The organism is Enterococcus sp. AZ179 (assembly GCF_050498885.1).
Lineage (GTDB): Bacteria > Bacillota > Bacilli > Lactobacillales > Enterococcaceae > Enterococcus_D > Enterococcus_D entomosocium.
In genome coordinates, this window is sequence record NZ_JBMHEO010000001.1 from 1,722,548 (window position 1) to 1,738,490 (window position 15,943).

Sequence of the window (15,943 nt, forward strand, 5' to 3'; positions counted from 1 at the left end):
CGCTGCTCTTACACAACAAGAGATAGCAAAAGCTTGTGTTTTTATTTTTTCTCAGGCAAAACAGAGGTGGTTTCTTGCCAATCTTCAGTCCTTGCCGTCGCGTTTTTAGGCGCAGCAGTGGTGGGTGTTTTTTCCAAGGTACCGGCAGCGACTAAGGCGGCGATGGCTACCAAAAATGCGAAAAGCAAGTAAAGCAGCCAGCTCCAAGCAACGTGATAGCGATTGCCGATGCCTAAAAAGACCATTTGTCCGACAGGTCCCCCTAGTATCACAATGGTGGAAAAGATCCCGCTGCTGATGGCGAGATGTTCTTCATCAATCTCACGAATCAGATGTGCCGAAAAACGAGGATTGATTTTTCCAATCAGATAGCCTTCAGCAAAGAGCAGCGCAATCATGAGCCAACGGTTATGCAGGAAGAGAAAATTCAAGGTCAACAGACATAAAACGAAAGAGGTATACGCAATCAAGCGAACCAGACCGGTATTCTTGAACCAGTCGGCAGCAAACAAGGCGCCAGCGACCATACCGATCGAAGTAGCGATGCCTGCCATCGCAACGGTGTTGCCATAAGTGGCAAACCAAAGCGCAAGGTCATCCAACAGCTGGAGATTTAGTAGACCGCTCGTACTAGCAGCTAAGGTATTGATCAGTAAGGCAAAGAGGATCATCTTTTTAAGAAAAGCCGTACTAGTCAATAATTTAAAAGTATCCGAGAAATTCTGAAAGAGTGGTGTTGCTGCTTGATTGATTTTCCCTGGCACCGCATAGAAGAGCGAGCGGTTCAGGAAGATCACGATCGCGGCTAAGAAAAACGTCACGGCATTGATCAAACCAAAAGCCGCAAAATTATTATTCAGTAAAATGATCCCCCAAGCACCGATGCCTTGAAAGACGATTTGAACGGTGGTTTGACACGCCATTTGAAAGCCCATGGCACTGTCTAAGGAATCAGCAGGCACAAGACGGCGAACATAGGGCAGCTGTAACCCAGAACAATAAGCGCCCAAACAATCAGATACAATGTTGATACCTAGCAAAAGGAAGAAAGACCATAAACTAGGCGGCAGTTGGATCAAAAAAGCGAGTGCCACAAAAAGGACTCCTTGTAAGAGTCGACTGCTGATCATCCATTGCACTTTGTTTTTGGTACGATCGGCTAGATAGCCGGTCAGGATCCTTAAGAGATCAGGGACTAACAGTGCCATGGAGGCTAAGGAAACAGCAAGGGCATTAAAGGGTAATGTACTGGCATAAACTACAAAGACGATATTAAATAAACTCATGCCGATGCCGCTGAGTAAGGCGGCGTTGACTAAGGCACGATAGCCGTTGTTTTGTTGATATTCTTTCATCGAAATCATCCTTTCACGTTCTACGTTGTAAAATCAGTATAGGATGCTTTATACTAAGAAGAGAAAATAATCCACTATAGTGGAATTTAAATGTACCAGGAGCGTACCAGAGGTTACTGTCACGAGTGGTTAACAGCTAAAAGAGTGGCATGTAAATAAGGTGCCGCAGATTTTGTTCCTCAACATTTTATAGGTTTGAATCTAAATTTGAATCTAGAACAGGAAAATTTAATTGCGGAGCTTCATTCGTGAAGTGGGATTGGTTTGGTGTTTGTAGACCGATCGTTGTGAGGAGGATGGTTATGGAAGAAGGAAAACTGTACCGACAATTGCGCAAAGAGCGCGGCTATACGATCGCTCAAGTGGCGGATGAACAAAACAGTCGCTCGTTTATCAGTAAATTTGAGCAAGGTGCTTCAAGTATCAGTATTCATCGATTGGAACGCTTATTAGAAAATATCCATGTCACAGTGGAGGAGTTTTATTATTTGCGTGCGCAACAAAAGGGCGTAAAAGGTCACGACAACCTGATGAGCTTTCCCAGCTATATGACGAGCGAATTTATGGATTTACTGGATCGAATTTTAGGGATCAACAAAGAAGCTTATTTGAGTAACGCCCACGCCCAGAGAAGCAAAGAAGGGCTGGAGGAAATGCGTAGCGAACTGATCGCCGCTTCCAAACAGCATTCTTTTGTTTTTCTGTACCTTGAGATCACAAAGGAGATACATGAAATCAATCTCTCAGGTCCTAAACCCGATCACTCTTCTGGCGACTATATGGAAAAGCTACGCACCAAAACCCGCCCCGTCATTTCCTACCTTACGAAAGTAGACAACTGGGGCGTTTATGAGATTTTGCTGTTTCGTTATTTTCAATTCTTGTTTCCTGTCGAAACCTCCTATCACTTACTGCAGATCGCTATCTCTCGCACAAAAAAAGAACAAGGTTTGTCCTTGATGCGAGAAATTCAAATGGATTTGATTTTTAGTTGTTTTACGACGTTTGTCAATTTTCGCCGCCTGGAGTGGGCAAAAGAGGTGTTGACCATTTCAGAGGAATTATTGGCAGATCGCGGAGACATGCTAAACAGTACGCATCTTCTTTGCTATCAAGGATGGTACTGGTATATTTATGGCGATCAAGAAAAAGGACTGTTGAAAATCGATCAAGGGATTTCGATCTTTCGCGTCTTAAAACAAACCAAAATGGTTAAATTATGGGAGCGATCGTTGCACTCCATCAAGAAAAATGCGGAAGAACCCAACAGTTATCTTATGTTTCGCTAAACGCTCTAAGGGCTAACGGGCTAGGCATTGCTCCCCGAATCGAAGGGGATCTAGCGGGTAATGGATGCTAAGACCACTAGAGCGAACAACTGCGGAACCTGAGCACAAAAAAGAACCAAACTCACCGATCATTGAGCGACACCCATAAGTCAGCTTTTGCTCTAACTTAAGGAGATCGCCTCAAAAAGACGAGTTGGTTCTTTTTCGATTAGGTTTCTGGTGGTTGATCCATGAGTTGGCGTTGGTTGTCCAAGACTTGCTTTTTGGCTACTTGTTTCTGGTAAAACCAAGCAAACAAGATAAACAATGCGATGCAGCCAAAGAACAAGCAAACACCGATAACAAAGCCTTGCGGTAAGAAGGACAGTTCCAAGTGATGGGTGCCACTTGGGATCGTCACACTGATAAAGCCATCTTGAAAGGCCGTGATTGGGACTTCTTTGCCGTCAAGCGTAGCAGTCCAGCCCTTGTCATAAGGGATGGTTGTTACAAGCTGCTGCTCTTTTTCAGTCGTGATGTCGGCTTTGGCACTGCGTTTGCCGACAGTCATAGCGACCCCTCGTTCTTGGATCGCATCAATTGCTTGTTGGTAGGCGTTGGTATTCAAGGTCACGACTTGCGGGTTTTGGAAGGAGATTTCAGGCGTTCCGTAGAAGCTGACGGTGAATTGAACCGTCGTATCGGTCTCATAATGTCCTAAGTCGTAGTATTGACCGTTGATACTGATTTGCGTTTCTCGCTGCTGACCGTTGACTGTCACGGTGGCAGATGAGCTTTCCAATTCTCCGAAGTTGGCAGGGAAGAGACTCAAGTACGCTTGCGAGTTCGCCGGAACCTCCACTTGCCAAGTCACTTCTTTTGCGACATTGCTTTCTTGCTCAGTAAATTTCATATACATGCCGTCATTGGTGATATCTGTATTTTTACTATGGATCACCGTGATCGGCTGAAAGGCAAAATACTCTAAATTTAAATCGGCCAAGCCATTGAAAAGATTTTTCTGGCTCGTCAAGTTGTCGTTTTGCGGCTGTTCAATCGATTCGATGGTCGGTTCAGCCAAGAAACCTAGAGGTAACGCATTTTGATTTTCATAGAGCTTGTATTCACCAGATTCTCCGACTCGTTGAAAGCCGTATTTGGTGAGATTTGGCTTGGAGATATTGTATTTGATTCCTGTAAAAGCATCCATCAGCAAGGTATTATTCGGATAGCGGATATTTAAATTGGTGCCGCGAGACCGAAAGCCCAGCTTATCCAGGTAGCTTGAGGAATTGCGGTTACGAATTGAAGAAAACATGCTGACCCCGCTGTAGCCATAATTGATACTGTCGTTGGAAGAAACAGGATCAAGGTTTTCTAATCGGAAAAAGGTATCATTGTCTTCGTTGGCTTGAGTGACTAGTTTTTTGATGTCCGGATAAGGTTCTGTATACAAACTACGAGAAGCATAGTTCCAATCATTCAAAATTCCGCGAACCATGCCGCTCGTATTGACGGCCATTTCTCCGCAGACGAAGATCAGCATCAAGATCGTCACTCGTTTTTGTGTTAAAAGACCTAATTGCCCGAACCCAATACATAACAAGTAAAGAACAAAGAATACGATCGTTAGCGCAAAGGAAGTAGCGGAAACATATTCATAGGTTCCGGCTCCTTTCAATGCGTAGGAGAGGGCAAATACCACGATCGTAGAAAGACCAATAATGAGAAACAATCCGCGATCTTTTTGCTGAAGTTGCTCCCATCCGTATCCCGCCAGCATGATCACTAAGAAGGAGAACAAATAGGCATAGCGGAAAAGGAACATATTTGGGGCATGCATCCCATGCCAAAAAAGATTCATCGGCACGATATAAAAACTGGCGATCAAAACAGCAAACATGCCAGCGTATAAGAATTTATCTTTCAAGCGGATTTTCTTCGAAACAAAATATAAAATACACAACAGCAACGGCAATAAGCCGATATAGATGAAGGGAATGGAGCCGTATTTTGTCGTATCGTAAACACCGATCATGTTTTTCATCACGAGATCAAAGACATCGGTGGCTTCGGTTTTAAAGGAAGAAATCGTCGTCAATTCTTCCCCGTTCGACCGCAAATCTAATAAGGCAGGTAAGATGATCACCATTGAGGCGCCGCCAGCTAACAAAGAGGTGATGCCGTAAGGAATGATCGCCCCGCGAGCTTGCTTCCAGTTGCGACCCAATTGAACCAAGAAATACATCACGGAAAAGAGACCGATCATAAAGCCCATGTAAAAACTGGATAAAAATAACAGCAGATAACTGATAAATAACACGACTGTTTTTTTCTTTTTCACTAACCGGTCAATACCTAAAATCACTAGCGGTAGATAGATCATGGCATCAAGCCACATGATCAGTTCCGAATGGGCGGTGATGAAGGACATCAAGGCATAACAGACTGCTAAGGTCACATGCTGCCAACGTTGGATCTTAAAGGTTTGGCTGGCATAGAACCAAAACGCCAAGCCCGCACTGCCGATTTTGATCAAGGTTAAAAAGTACAGCGCATCTGGCATTAGCTGATTTGGGAAAAATAAGACGAGGGGAGTGAAGATTCCCCCTAAATAATAGGAGATCAATGCCAGATAATTTAAGCCTAAAGAGGCGTTCCATGTATAAAAGATACTTTGCTTGCCTAAGAGCATATTGCGAAAGCTGGCATGAAAGTTTGAGAATTGCGAAAAGGCATCACTGGCTAAGACACTGCGGCTGCTGCCGGGGTAGATACCGATGGTCAAATAGATCACTGCCATGATAAGAAACGGCAAGAAGAAACTAGCAAGCATATAAGGCCAATGTTGTTTGGCAAATGTTTTTATTTTCGTCACAAGAAGTCACCTGTTCTTTATCAATTTTTTCTTAGTTTACCACAGGTGAATCGATTAAAAAAACAAAGACCTATTTTCTTTAATGAAAACCTAAGTGAAAGCGCACCAAAGAAAAAAGGGTACAAAAAAAGCCGTTCAAAACGAACGGCCGAAAAGGTCTAATTATACGCGCTCAACTTTTCCAGATTTCAAAGCACGAGTTGACACCCAAACTTTTTTAGGTTTTCCGTCAATCATAACGCGAACTTTTTGCAAGTTAGGTTTCACAGTACGTTTTGTCGCATTCATTGCGTGAGAACGATTGTTTCCACTTGCAGTTTTACGTCCAGTAAAGTAACAAACTTTAGCCATGTGGTTATTTCCTCCTTTGCCTTGATGTTGGAGCGCTATTTCAGCTCATACCATCTGAATTTATCACAGAAAGGTGAAAAAAGCAAGAGTAATCTTCAAGAAACATTGACTTTTCCCAGTAAACATTGTAAATTAAACAAGGTCGAAATGCAAGACGTTTGGTCAGAAAGCCCCTTTTCATATGTCTCATCCTTTTATTTGCGGTACAGCTATGATAAAATATGTAAGAAGAAAGATGGGTCATGCCCATTGAAGGAGGCTATAAAATGGCTGTAAAAATTCAAACCTCATCAGGTATTATTGAAATCAGCAATGAAGTCATTGCAACAGTGGTCGGAGGCGCAGCAACAGATGTGTTCGGCATTGTTGGTATGGCTAGCAAGAAACAAATCAAAGATAACATCAATGAAATTTTACGAAAAGAAAATTATTCTCGCGGTGTCGTTGTCCGCCAAGAAGAAAACGGCATTGCAGTGGATGTATACACGATTGTTAGCTATGGAACAAAAATTTCCGAAGTTTCCCGCAACGTGCAGGAAAAAGTGAAATACAACTTAGAAACGATGCTAGGTGTATCTGCGAACTCGGTAAATGTATTTGTTCAAGGCGTACGTGTACTGCCAGATTAGGCAAGGGATCCGTTCATGGCGGATGATTTTAAGGAGGACTATCTAAGTGAAGGTAACGAATATCAGCGCAAGTCAGTTTCAAGAAATGGTGCAGGCAGGCGCGGCTCGTCTACAAGTTAATGCAGAGTTTGTCAACTCATTGAATGTGTTTCCTGTTCCAGATGGAGACACCGGGACAAACATGAATCTATCCATGACCAGTGGAGCAAAAGCTGTCGCAGATGCGACTTCAGAAAACGTCGGCGATCTTGCCGCTACACTTTCAAAAGGACTATTGATGGGCGCACGTGGGAATTCCGGCGTCATTTTGTCTCAATTATTCCGCGGTTTTTCTAAAGCTATCCCGACCGCAGAAACACTCACTGCACCAGAATTGGCTCAAGCCTTTACTCATGGAGTAGAAACCGCCTATAAAGCAGTCATGAAACCTGTGGAAGGAACCATCTTGACTGTGGCACGCATCTCAGCTGAATATGGCGAGAAAAAAGCACAAACTACCGATGATTGTATCGAAGTGATGAAAGCCGTGGTTCACGGCGCAAAACGTTCATTGGCGAAAACCCCTGATCTATTGCCCGTCTTAAAAGAAGTCGGCGTGGTAGATAGCGGCGGTCAAGGATTGTTGTTTATCTATGAAGGCTTCTTAAATGCATTGACTGGGGAATACCCAGCCGATGAAATCTTCGAACCTTCCCCAGCGGCTATGGACGAAATGGTCAATGCCGAACATCATCGCAGCGTTCAAGGGCACTTAGCGACAGAAGACATCACCTTTGGTTACTGTACAGAAATCATGGTGAAGATCGGTGAAGGTCCGACTGTAGATAGTGAATTTGATTATGAAACATTCCGTAATTACTTAAACGAGTTAGGGGATTCCTTATTAGTGGTCAATGACGATGAGATCATCAAAGTCCATGTCCATACGGAACATCCCGGCGAAGTTATGAATTATGGTCAAAAATTTGGCTCGTTGGTGAAAATCAAAGTCGATAACATGCGTCTTCAGCATGAAACGATCTTGGAACACGATCAGCAAGAAGCAAAAACTGCACCAGTAAAACGTCCGCGGACACCATTTGCGATCATCGCGATCGCGGCTGGCGAAGGCTTGAAAGAATTGTTTACTAGCCTAGGCGCTTCTTATGTCATCAGTGGTGGCCAAACGATGAACCCAAGTACAGAAGACATTTTGGTGGCAATCAATGAAGTCAATGCTGATCAAGTGATCGTATTACCGAACAACAAAAATATCTTTATGGCTGCGCAGCAAGCAGCGGAAGTTTCCGAGATTCCAGTAGCGGTTGTTGAAACACGGACGATCTCTCAAGGGATGACGGCGATGCTAGCCTTCCACGAGCAATCCACACTAGCTGAAAACCAGCAAGCGATGACTGATGTCTTAGCAAGTGTTGTCAGTGGCTCAGTGACCCATGCGATCCGTAATACATCAATTGATGGCATCGAAATCACAGAAGGCGACTTCTTAGGAATGGTGGACGGCAAAATCGTTGTTTCTGTTCCCGATCGTTTCTCTGCTTCTATGACTACCTTAGAAAAAATGATCACAGAAGATACTGAGATCGTCACCATCATTATCGGTGAAGAAGGCAAAGCCAAAGAAGCAGCGAAAATCGAAGAAGCGATCGTTGAACTGCATCCTGAGATCGAAGTAGAGATCCATCAAGGAGATCAGCCGGTTTATCCATATCTTTTCTCAGCAGAATAAACAAATTAGGCGGCGGGGGCAAAAATCATAGATGATTTTTGGCTCCGTCTTTTTCTATGAATGCAGGAACCTCTGCAATAAACAAAATCACTTTGGAAAAGGAGGGTACCTATGCTAAATCAGCCACTTACGGTATTAAAGGGTGTCGGGGAAAAACGCGCCCAAGACTTGGCAAGTTTAGGGATCGAAACCATCGAAGACCTGCTGAAGTATTATCCGTTTCGTTATGAAGACATTCAAGAACGGCAATTAGCGGAGATTCAAGACCAAGAAAAAGTAACGATCAAGGGGATCGTCGTTTCCCCGCCGGTCGTCAATCGCTTTGGTTATAAGAAAAGTCGGTTGCAATTTCGCATGATGCAAGACCACGATGTCTTTAATGTCTCCTTTTTCAATCAGCCTTATTTGAAGGATAAAGTAGAGGTTTCAGAAGAGATCGCCGTCTATGGCAAATGGGACGCCAAACGCAAAGGACTGACGGGGATGAAAATTCTCGGCAGCAAGAGCGCAGAAGACTTTGCCCCAATTTATCATGTCAATAAAGTCGTGCGTCAAAGTGTGTTGATCGAACTGATCAAACAGGCATTTCTTGATTTTGGTGATCAGATCACAGAGATCTTGCCTTTGTCATTGATCGAAAAATATCGCTTGTTGGATCGGAAATCCGCGATGTTTGCAATGCATTTTCCCAAAGATCCCCAAGAGAGCCATCAAGCGAAGCGTCGGGTGATTTTTGAAGAGTTCTTTTTGTTCCAAATGCAGATCCAAGGACTGAAGAAAAGCGAAAAAGCCGAGAAAAACGGCTTGGCGATCGATTATGATGTGCAACGCTTGAAAGAATTTACTCGTAAACTGCCCTTTGAATTGACGAATGCGCAAAAGCGCGTGACCAATGAAATCTGCCATGACCTGAAAAGTCCGCAGCACATGCAGCGGCTCTTGCAAGGAGATGTAGGGAGCGGGAAAACAGTCGTTGCGGCGATCACCCTCTATGCTACGATGACGGCTGGCTTTCAGGGCGCACTGATGGTGCCGACTGAAATTTTGGCCCAACAGCACCTAGAAAGCTTGAATCAACTCTTTGACCCCTTAGAAGTGACCACCGCTCTTTTGACAGGCTCGACCAAACCAAAAGAACGGCGGGTCATCTTAGAACAATTAGCAGCCGGGGAGATCGATATCATCGTTGGGACCCATGCGCTGATCCAAGAAAGGGTAGACTTTGCACATCTTGGCTTAGTCATCACCGATGAACAACACCGTTTTGGGGTCAATCAGCGAAAAGTATTAAGGGAAAAAGGCTATCTGCCTGATGTGCTCTTTATGACCGCCACACCAATCCCACGTACACTAGCGATCACCGCCTATGGCGAAATGGATGTTTCGGTGATCGATGAAATGCCGGCAGGACGGATTCCTGTAGAGACTCGCTGGGTCCGGCCACCGCAGTTTGAATCGATCTTAGAGTGGGCGCAAAAAGAATTGGCACAGGGGCATCAGATGTATGTCATCTGTCCTTTGATCGAAGAATCCGAAATGCTGGATGTCAAGAATGCCACGGAGATTTATGAGCAGCTGCAAAGTTATTTTTCCCCAACCTATCAAGTAGGGATGTTGCACGGGAAAATGAAGAATCAAGAAAAAGACACTATTATGGAAGCATTCAAAGAAAATCAACTGCAGATCTTGGTTTCCACGACGGTCATCGAAGTAGGGGTCAATGTTCCCAATGCGACAGTGATGCTGATCATCGATGCTGATCGTTTCGGATTAGCCCAGCTCCACCAATTACGTGGACGGGTAGGACGCGGCGCCGATGCTTCTTACTGTATTTTGATCGCGAACCCGAAAAATGAGACGGGGGTCGAACGAATGAAAATCATGACAGAAACCACCAACGGCTTTGTAGTCAGCGAAAAAGACCTACAGTTGCGGGGGCCAGGAGAAGTCTTCGGCAATCGACAATCGGGCTTGCCAGAGTTTGCGGCTGCCGATTTGGTCGCGGATGCCCATATTCTAGAAGTGGCACAAGTCGAAGCTACCCAGCTTTGGCAAAAAAACAGCTGGCAGCTGTTGCCAGAATTTTCGGCATTGGCGAACTATTTGGCAGCAAAAAAAGCAGACAAACAATTTTTTGATTAAAGAATATGCTATACTGATTGGGAAAATGAAGGGAGTGGCAGCGAGATGCGGATTGCTGTTGATGCAATGGGCGGAGACAACGCCCCAAAAGCGATCGTAGAAGGAGTCATGCTGGCGAAAAAAGACTTTCCAGAGATTGAATTCCTCCTTTACGGAAAAGAAAATGAAATCAAAAAATACATGACGGATGATAAAAATGTCACTATCATCCACACAGATGAAAAAATCAATAGTGATGACGAACCCGTCAAAGCAATCAGACGGAAAAAAACTGCTTCAATGGTCTTAGCGGCACAAGCAGTGAAAAATGGCGAAGCAGATGCGATTTTTTCAGCTGGAAATACCGGTGCCTTGTTAGCGGCTGGTTTGTTTATTGTCGGTCGGATCAAAGGAATCGATCGTCCAGGATTGATGTCCACAATGCCAGTGATCGGCAAAGATGCTGGCTTTGATATGCTGGATCTAGGTGCCAATGCCGACAATAAACCAGAACATTTGGCAAACTATGCCGTCTTAGGATCCTTTTACGCCCAAAAAGTTCGTGGGATCAATCGACCACGGGTCGGCTTGTTAAATAACGGAACGGAAGAAACCAAAGGTAGTGAATTAACGAAAAAAGCCTTTGAACTGCTGTCAGCGGATCCTACGATCCACTTTATCGGCAATGTCGAAGCCCGGGAATTACTGGATGGTGCAGCTGACGTCGTCGTGACAGATGGCTTTACTGGGAACGCTGTTTTGAAATCGATCGAAGGAACCGCCTTGAACTTGATGGCGTTGTTGAAACAATCGATTCTTGATTCAGGTACCAAAGGAAAATTAGGCGCATTGTTACTGAAAGATGCATTGCGGAAAGTGAAAAATGAAATGGATTATGCGAAACATGGCGGGGCCGTATTGTTTGGTTTGAAAGCACCAGTCATCAAAACCCATGGTGCGACAGGACCAGAAGCGGTAGCGTACACCATCAAGCAGATCCATACGATGCTAGCAACAGATGTCGTGGCACAATTGGTCGCCCACTTTGAAGAAATGCCGGCTGCAAAAGACGAAACGCAATCATAATGCAATCATTGTAATGAAATTGCAAAAAAATCTAGACAAAAAGCATAGAAAGCAGTACAATGTTTGTTAGCCATTCTATGTTTTGTGCAAACGCGTGGAGGTGAAGCCAGTTGACACGAGATGAAGTATTCAAGAAAGTTGCGGTCGTAATCGCCAATCATTTTGAAATTGACGCAGAGAACGTAACGGATACGATGAGCATTAAAGACGACTTGAACGCTGATTCGATCAGTGTGATGGAATTCGTCCTTGAACTAGAAGATGAATTTGGTACCGAGATTTCTGATGAAGATGCCGAGCAGATCGAAACAGTCGGTGGAGCGGTTGATTATATTTCAAGCCATCTTGCTTAAGACAGACATAAGAGCTAAGTCCTAGATGACTTAGCTCTTTCTTTCTCATAATTGATCCGCTGTGATTTGGGCGGTTTTTCTTTAGAATCGAAATCAAAAAAACGATCGTTAAACCTGACATGACGGCGTTGGAAGCGTAATGTAAATTTTCTGAAAATTCAGTGTATTAAGTTTTCTGGGACTTGCATTATTGTTAGCATTTCTATATAATTATTAAGAATATATTATACAATGTTAAGAAAGCTTTTGGAAATGAAATGCATGTTCCTTCTTTTTTACATTAAAACGCAAGACATCTTAGAAAGTAGAGAGGGGTATTCGATTGTCCAGAGATAATCAATTACTAGATGTTCAAAACCTTCACACAGGTTTTCGTATCAAAGACGATTACTATGACGCAGTAGATGGTATTTCTTTTACACTGGATCGTAATGAGATCTTAGCAATCGTAGGAGAATCTGGTTGCGGAAAAAGTACGTTGGCTACAACGATCATGGGGCTACATGACCCAAACAACACGAAAATCACTGGGGAAATCTTATATAAAGATTTAAACTTGTCAAACTTAAATGAAACGTTATACAACAAAATTCGCGGAAATGATATTGGGATGATTTTCCAAGATCCGTTGTCTGCACTGAATCCGTTGATGCGGATCGAAGACCAAATCAAAGAAGGTTTGTCTTATCATACAGATATGAATGCCGAACAGCGCCAAGCACGAGCATTAGAATTATTAGAACAAGTTGGGATTCCAAATCCGCCACGTGTAGGACGTCAATACCCTCATGAATTGTCTGGTGGGATGCGTCAGCGGGTCATCATCGCGATCGCGATTGCTTGTAAACCGCCAATCATCATTGCGGATGAGCCAACGACAGCGTTGGACGTGACGATCCAAGCACAGATCCTTGATCTACTAAAAGATTTGCAAGAAGAAACGCAAACGGGGATCATTTTGATCACCCACGATTTAGGTGTCGTAGCGGAGATGGCCGACCGAGTAGCCGTAATGTATGGGGGACAGTTTGTGGAAGTCGCATCAGCCGAAGAGTTGTTTGCCAATCCGAAACATCCATACACCCGCTCATTGCTTAACTCGATCCCTCAAGAAAATTCTCAAGACAGTGAACTGCATGTGATCGAAGGGGTGGTTCCTTCCTTGAAAAATATGCCTCGGACTGGTTGTCGATTTGCTGCACGGATTCCTTGGATCCCTGAAAGCGACCACGAAGCAAACCCAGTCTTGCATGAAGTAGCACCTGATCATTTGGTCCGTTGCACATGCTACAAGCATTTTCATTTTAGAGACGAAGAAGGAGAAGTGTAGATGACAGAATTAATTACAATCAAAGATCTGAAAGTCCACTATCCTATTCGCAGCGGATTCTTCAACCGCGTCACGGATCACGTGTACGCCGTTGATGGTGTGGACTTCGTCATTGAAAAAGGAAAAACCTACGGATTGGTTGGTGAGTCTGGTTCTGGTAAATCCACAACTGGGAAAGCTATCGTTGGGTTAGAAAAAATCACTAGCGGCGAAATCATTTATGATGGGCAAGACGTGACTAAACGTTCTGTCCGCAAGAAAATGAACTACAACAAAGATGTCCAAATGATTTTCCAAGATTCAATGTCTAGCTTGAATCCTAAAAAACGTGTGGTGGACATTATCGCAGAACCATTGCGCAACTTTGAACGCTTAAGCGATCAAGAAGAGAAAACACGTGTGAAAAGTTTGTTGGATATCGTTGGGATGCCAGAAGATGCCCTATACAAATATCCGCATGAATTCTCTGGCGGACAACGTCAACGGTTAGGGGTTGCCCGTGCGGTAGCTTCCAATCCAAAACTGATCGTCGCCGATGAGCCGGTTTCAGCTCTTGACTTATCCGTGCAAGCACAGGTACTGAACTTTATGAAACGGATCCAGCAAGAATTCGGCTTAAGTTTCTTATTTATCTCTCATGACTTAGGGGTCGTAAAACATATGTGCGACAATATCGCCATCATGTACAAAGGCCGCTTCGTTGAGATCGGGACTCGGGAAGATATCTACCAAGACCCGCGTCACATCTATACAAAACGTTTATTATCAGCGATTCCTCAAATCGACGTAAAAAATCGCGATGCTCACAAAGAAAACCGCCGCAAGGTCGAGTTGGAATATGTGACCCATCAAAAAGATTACTACGACGAATCTGGCAGAGTGTATGACTTGCGTAAAATCACCGAGTCGCACCAAGTCGCATTGAAAAACGGGGGTGCTGAATAATGTGGAAAACAATTCTACGTCGTTTGTTGTTGATGATCCCACAAGTCATTATTTTGAGTATCTTGATTTTCTTGATCGCACAAGCAATGCCTGGGGATCCATTTACTGGTTTGATCAATCCAAACCAAGATCCAGCTGTTATTGAGCGGATGCGTGAAGCCGCTGGTTTGAATGACCCATGGTATACCCAGTATTTCCGTTGGATCGGAAATGCCTTAAAAGGGGACTTTGGACAAAGCTTCATCTTTAAATTGCCTGTTTCAACATTATTAGCAGGACGTATCAGCAATACATTGTGGTTATCTTTATTGACGGTCATTTTGACTTACGTGATTGCCATTCCTTTAGGGATGTGGGCAGGACGTTACCAAAATTCATTGCTTGATAAAGTCGTCGTTGTTTACAACTTCTTCAGTTTCGCCGTACCGTTGTTTATCTTTGCGTTGATCGCATTGTTCATCTTCGGTTACCGATTGGCTTGGTTCCCAACGGGTGGTTCCGTTGCACCGGGGGTCAGCGGCATGGCTGAGTTTTGGAGTCGCTTGTATCACCTACTATTACCGGCAATCACTTCTGCATTATTAGGAACAGCAGTGACGATCCAATACTTGCGAAGTGAAGTCATTGATTCGAAATCATTGGATTTCGTTCGTACCGCTCGTTCAAAAGGGGTACCAACGAACAAAGTCTTCTCACGTCACGTTTTCCGGAATGCATCGTTGCCGATCGCATCACAAATGGGCTATGAGATCACGTCATTGATCGCAGGTTCTGTGGTCATTGAGAAAATCTTCGCCTACCCAGGTGTCGGAAAACTGTTTATCGATAGTATCGTCCAACGGGACTATGCCGTGATCACTTCACTGACATTGATCTTAGGACTAGCGACCTTGATCGGTACGCTGCTGTCAGATATCATCATGAGTATTGTCGATCCAAGAATCAGAATCCAGTAATAGGAGGGGATAAATGTGTCTGAAAAGAAAGAAAAAGTACTAAAACAAGAGAGCATCCCGCCTATGGGATTGAAAATGATTTTTCGCGAATTCTTAAAAGATAAAATGGCGATCTTTTCATTAGTTTTGTTAGTCGCAGTTTTATTATTCGTGTTTATCGGCTCGGCAGTTATCGATCAATCACAAGTGATGCGTGTCAGCATCCTTGATAAATACGCTGTACCTGGCGCGATTTCGCCAAACGGCGGCACCTACCTTTTAGGGGCGGATGAAGGTGGCCGTGATGTTTGGGGACAATTGATCATCGGTGCGCGTAACTCAATCTTGATTGGTTTTTCAATCACGATCATTACGTCGATCGTTGGGGTCGGACTAGGGATCATCTCAGGTTACTACGGCGGCATCATTGATAACATTTTGATGCGTATTGTTGACTTCGTTATGATTTTGCCGATCATGTTGATCATTATCGTTATCGTATCGATCGTACCTCGTTATAACGTTTGGACCTTTATATGGGTCATGAGTGCCTTTTACTGGGTCGGAAAAGCAAGGCTCTTCCGAAGTAAGACCCTTTCAGAAGGCCGTCGCGACTATGTTAGTGCATCGAAAACCCTCGGAACCAATGACTTTGTCATCATGTTCCGCGAAATCATGCCGAACCTTAGCTCATTGATCATCACCAACTTAACAATGAACTTTGCAGCGAATATCGGTATTGAAACGACACTAACATTCTTAGGTTTTGGTCTGCCGACCAATGTTCCAAGTTTGGGAACACTGATCGGATATGCCAGCAGCGGTGATGTGCTGGTCAACAGACAGTGGATCTGGTTACCCGCATCAATTCTAATTTTAGTCTTGATGTTGAGTATCAATTACGTTGGTCAAGCATTTAAGCGTTCAGCGGATGCGCGTCAACGACTAGGATAAACAAGGAGG

The 15,943-nt window shown here is 44.0% G+C and carries 13 protein-coding genes; 10 read left to right on the plus strand and 3 right to left on the minus strand.

Going from position 1 to position 15,943, the window contains the following annotated elements; all coding sequences use genetic code 11:
- Positions 1 to 41: 41 nt before the first annotated feature.
- Entirely contained in the window at positions 42 to 1,355 is a 1,314-nt protein-coding gene (locus IGI88_RS08230; RefSeq protein WP_429969526.1) for an MFS transporter, read from the minus strand.
- Between the two features lie 302 nt (positions 1,356 to 1,657).
- Here IGI88_RS08230 and IGI88_RS08235 point away from each other — a divergent pair, with 302 nt between their 5' ends.
- The gene (locus tag IGI88_RS08235; RefSeq protein WP_429960341.1) at positions 1,658 to 2,644 is read left to right on the plus strand and encodes a helix-turn-helix domain-containing protein; all 987 of its coding nucleotides are present in this window, start codon (positions 1,658 to 1,660) and stop codon (positions 2,642 to 2,644) included.
- A 208-nt stretch (positions 2,645 to 2,852) separates the two neighbouring features.
- Here the strand turns inward: IGI88_RS08235 and IGI88_RS08240 are convergent, their stop codons facing one another.
- The gene (locus IGI88_RS08240) at positions 2,853 to 5,501 is read right to left on the minus strand and encodes a YfhO family protein (RefSeq protein WP_087664793.1); all 2,649 of its coding nucleotides are present in this window, start codon (positions 5,499 to 5,501) and stop codon (positions 2,853 to 2,855) included.
- 162 nt (positions 5,502 to 5,663) lie between these two features.
- On the minus strand, positions 5,664 to 5,852 hold the full coding sequence (rpmB, locus tag IGI88_RS08245; protein ID WP_005232504.1) for a 50S ribosomal protein L28: 189 nt from the start codon (positions 5,850 to 5,852) through the stop codon (positions 5,664 to 5,666).
- 266 nt (positions 5,853 to 6,118) lie between these two features.
- Between rpmB and IGI88_RS08250 the strand changes: the two genes are divergently transcribed.
- The 9 genes from IGI88_RS08250 to IGI88_RS08290 all read left to right on the plus strand — a co-directional run bounded on the left by IGI88_RS08250 (position 6,119) and on the right by IGI88_RS08290 (position 15,934).
- Complete coding sequence (locus IGI88_RS08250; RefSeq protein WP_005227125.1) at positions 6,119 to 6,481, plus strand: Asp23/Gls24 family envelope stress response protein; 363 nt, start codon at positions 6,119 to 6,121, stop codon at positions 6,479 to 6,481.
- A 46-nt stretch (positions 6,482 to 6,527) separates the two neighbouring features.
- A complete protein-coding gene (locus tag IGI88_RS08255; protein ID WP_005232500.1) occupies positions 6,528 to 8,210 on the plus strand; it encodes a DAK2 domain-containing protein in 1,683 nt (560 codons plus the stop codon).
- A 111-nt stretch (positions 8,211 to 8,321) separates the two neighbouring features.
- Entirely contained in the window at positions 8,322 to 10,352 is a 2,031-nt protein-coding gene (gene recG / locus IGI88_RS08260; RefSeq protein ID WP_429960342.1) for an ATP-dependent DNA helicase RecG, read from the plus strand.
- Between the two features lie 45 nt (positions 10,353 to 10,397).
- Positions 10,398 to 11,417 carry a phosphate acyltransferase PlsX gene (gene plsX, locus IGI88_RS08265; RefSeq protein ID WP_005232496.1) on the plus strand — a complete coding sequence of 340 codons (1,020 nt, stop codon included), beginning with the start codon at positions 10,398 to 10,400 and terminating at the stop codon, positions 11,415 to 11,417.
- Between the two features lie 110 nt (positions 11,418 to 11,527).
- Positions 11,528 to 11,770 (plus strand): acyl carrier protein, encoded by a 243-nt coding sequence (acpP, locus tag IGI88_RS08270; protein ID WP_005227129.1) that lies wholly within the window; start codon positions 11,528 to 11,530, stop codon positions 11,768 to 11,770.
- 322 nt (positions 11,771 to 12,092) lie between these two features.
- On the plus strand, positions 12,093 to 13,100 hold the full coding sequence (locus IGI88_RS08275) for an ABC transporter ATP-binding protein (RefSeq protein WP_005232494.1): 1,008 nt from the start codon (positions 12,093 to 12,095) through the stop codon (positions 13,098 to 13,100).
- Positions 13,101 to 14,045, plus strand: a complete 945-nt coding sequence (locus IGI88_RS08280; RefSeq protein WP_005232492.1) for an ABC transporter ATP-binding protein — start codon at positions 13,101 to 13,103, stop codon at positions 14,043 to 14,045.
- Positions 14,045 to 15,001, plus strand: a complete 957-nt coding sequence (opp4B, locus tag IGI88_RS08285; RefSeq protein WP_005227132.1) for an oligopeptide ABC transporter permease — start codon at positions 14,045 to 14,047, stop codon at positions 14,999 to 15,001. Before IGI88_RS08280 ends, opp4B begins: the two co-directional genes overlap by 1 nt.
- A 63-nt stretch (positions 15,002 to 15,064) precedes the next feature.
- The gene (locus tag IGI88_RS08290) at positions 15,065 to 15,934 is read left to right on the plus strand and encodes an ABC transporter permease (protein WP_153883525.1); all 870 of its coding nucleotides are present in this window, start codon (positions 15,065 to 15,067) and stop codon (positions 15,932 to 15,934) included.
- Positions 15,935 to 15,943: the final 9 nt, after the last annotated feature.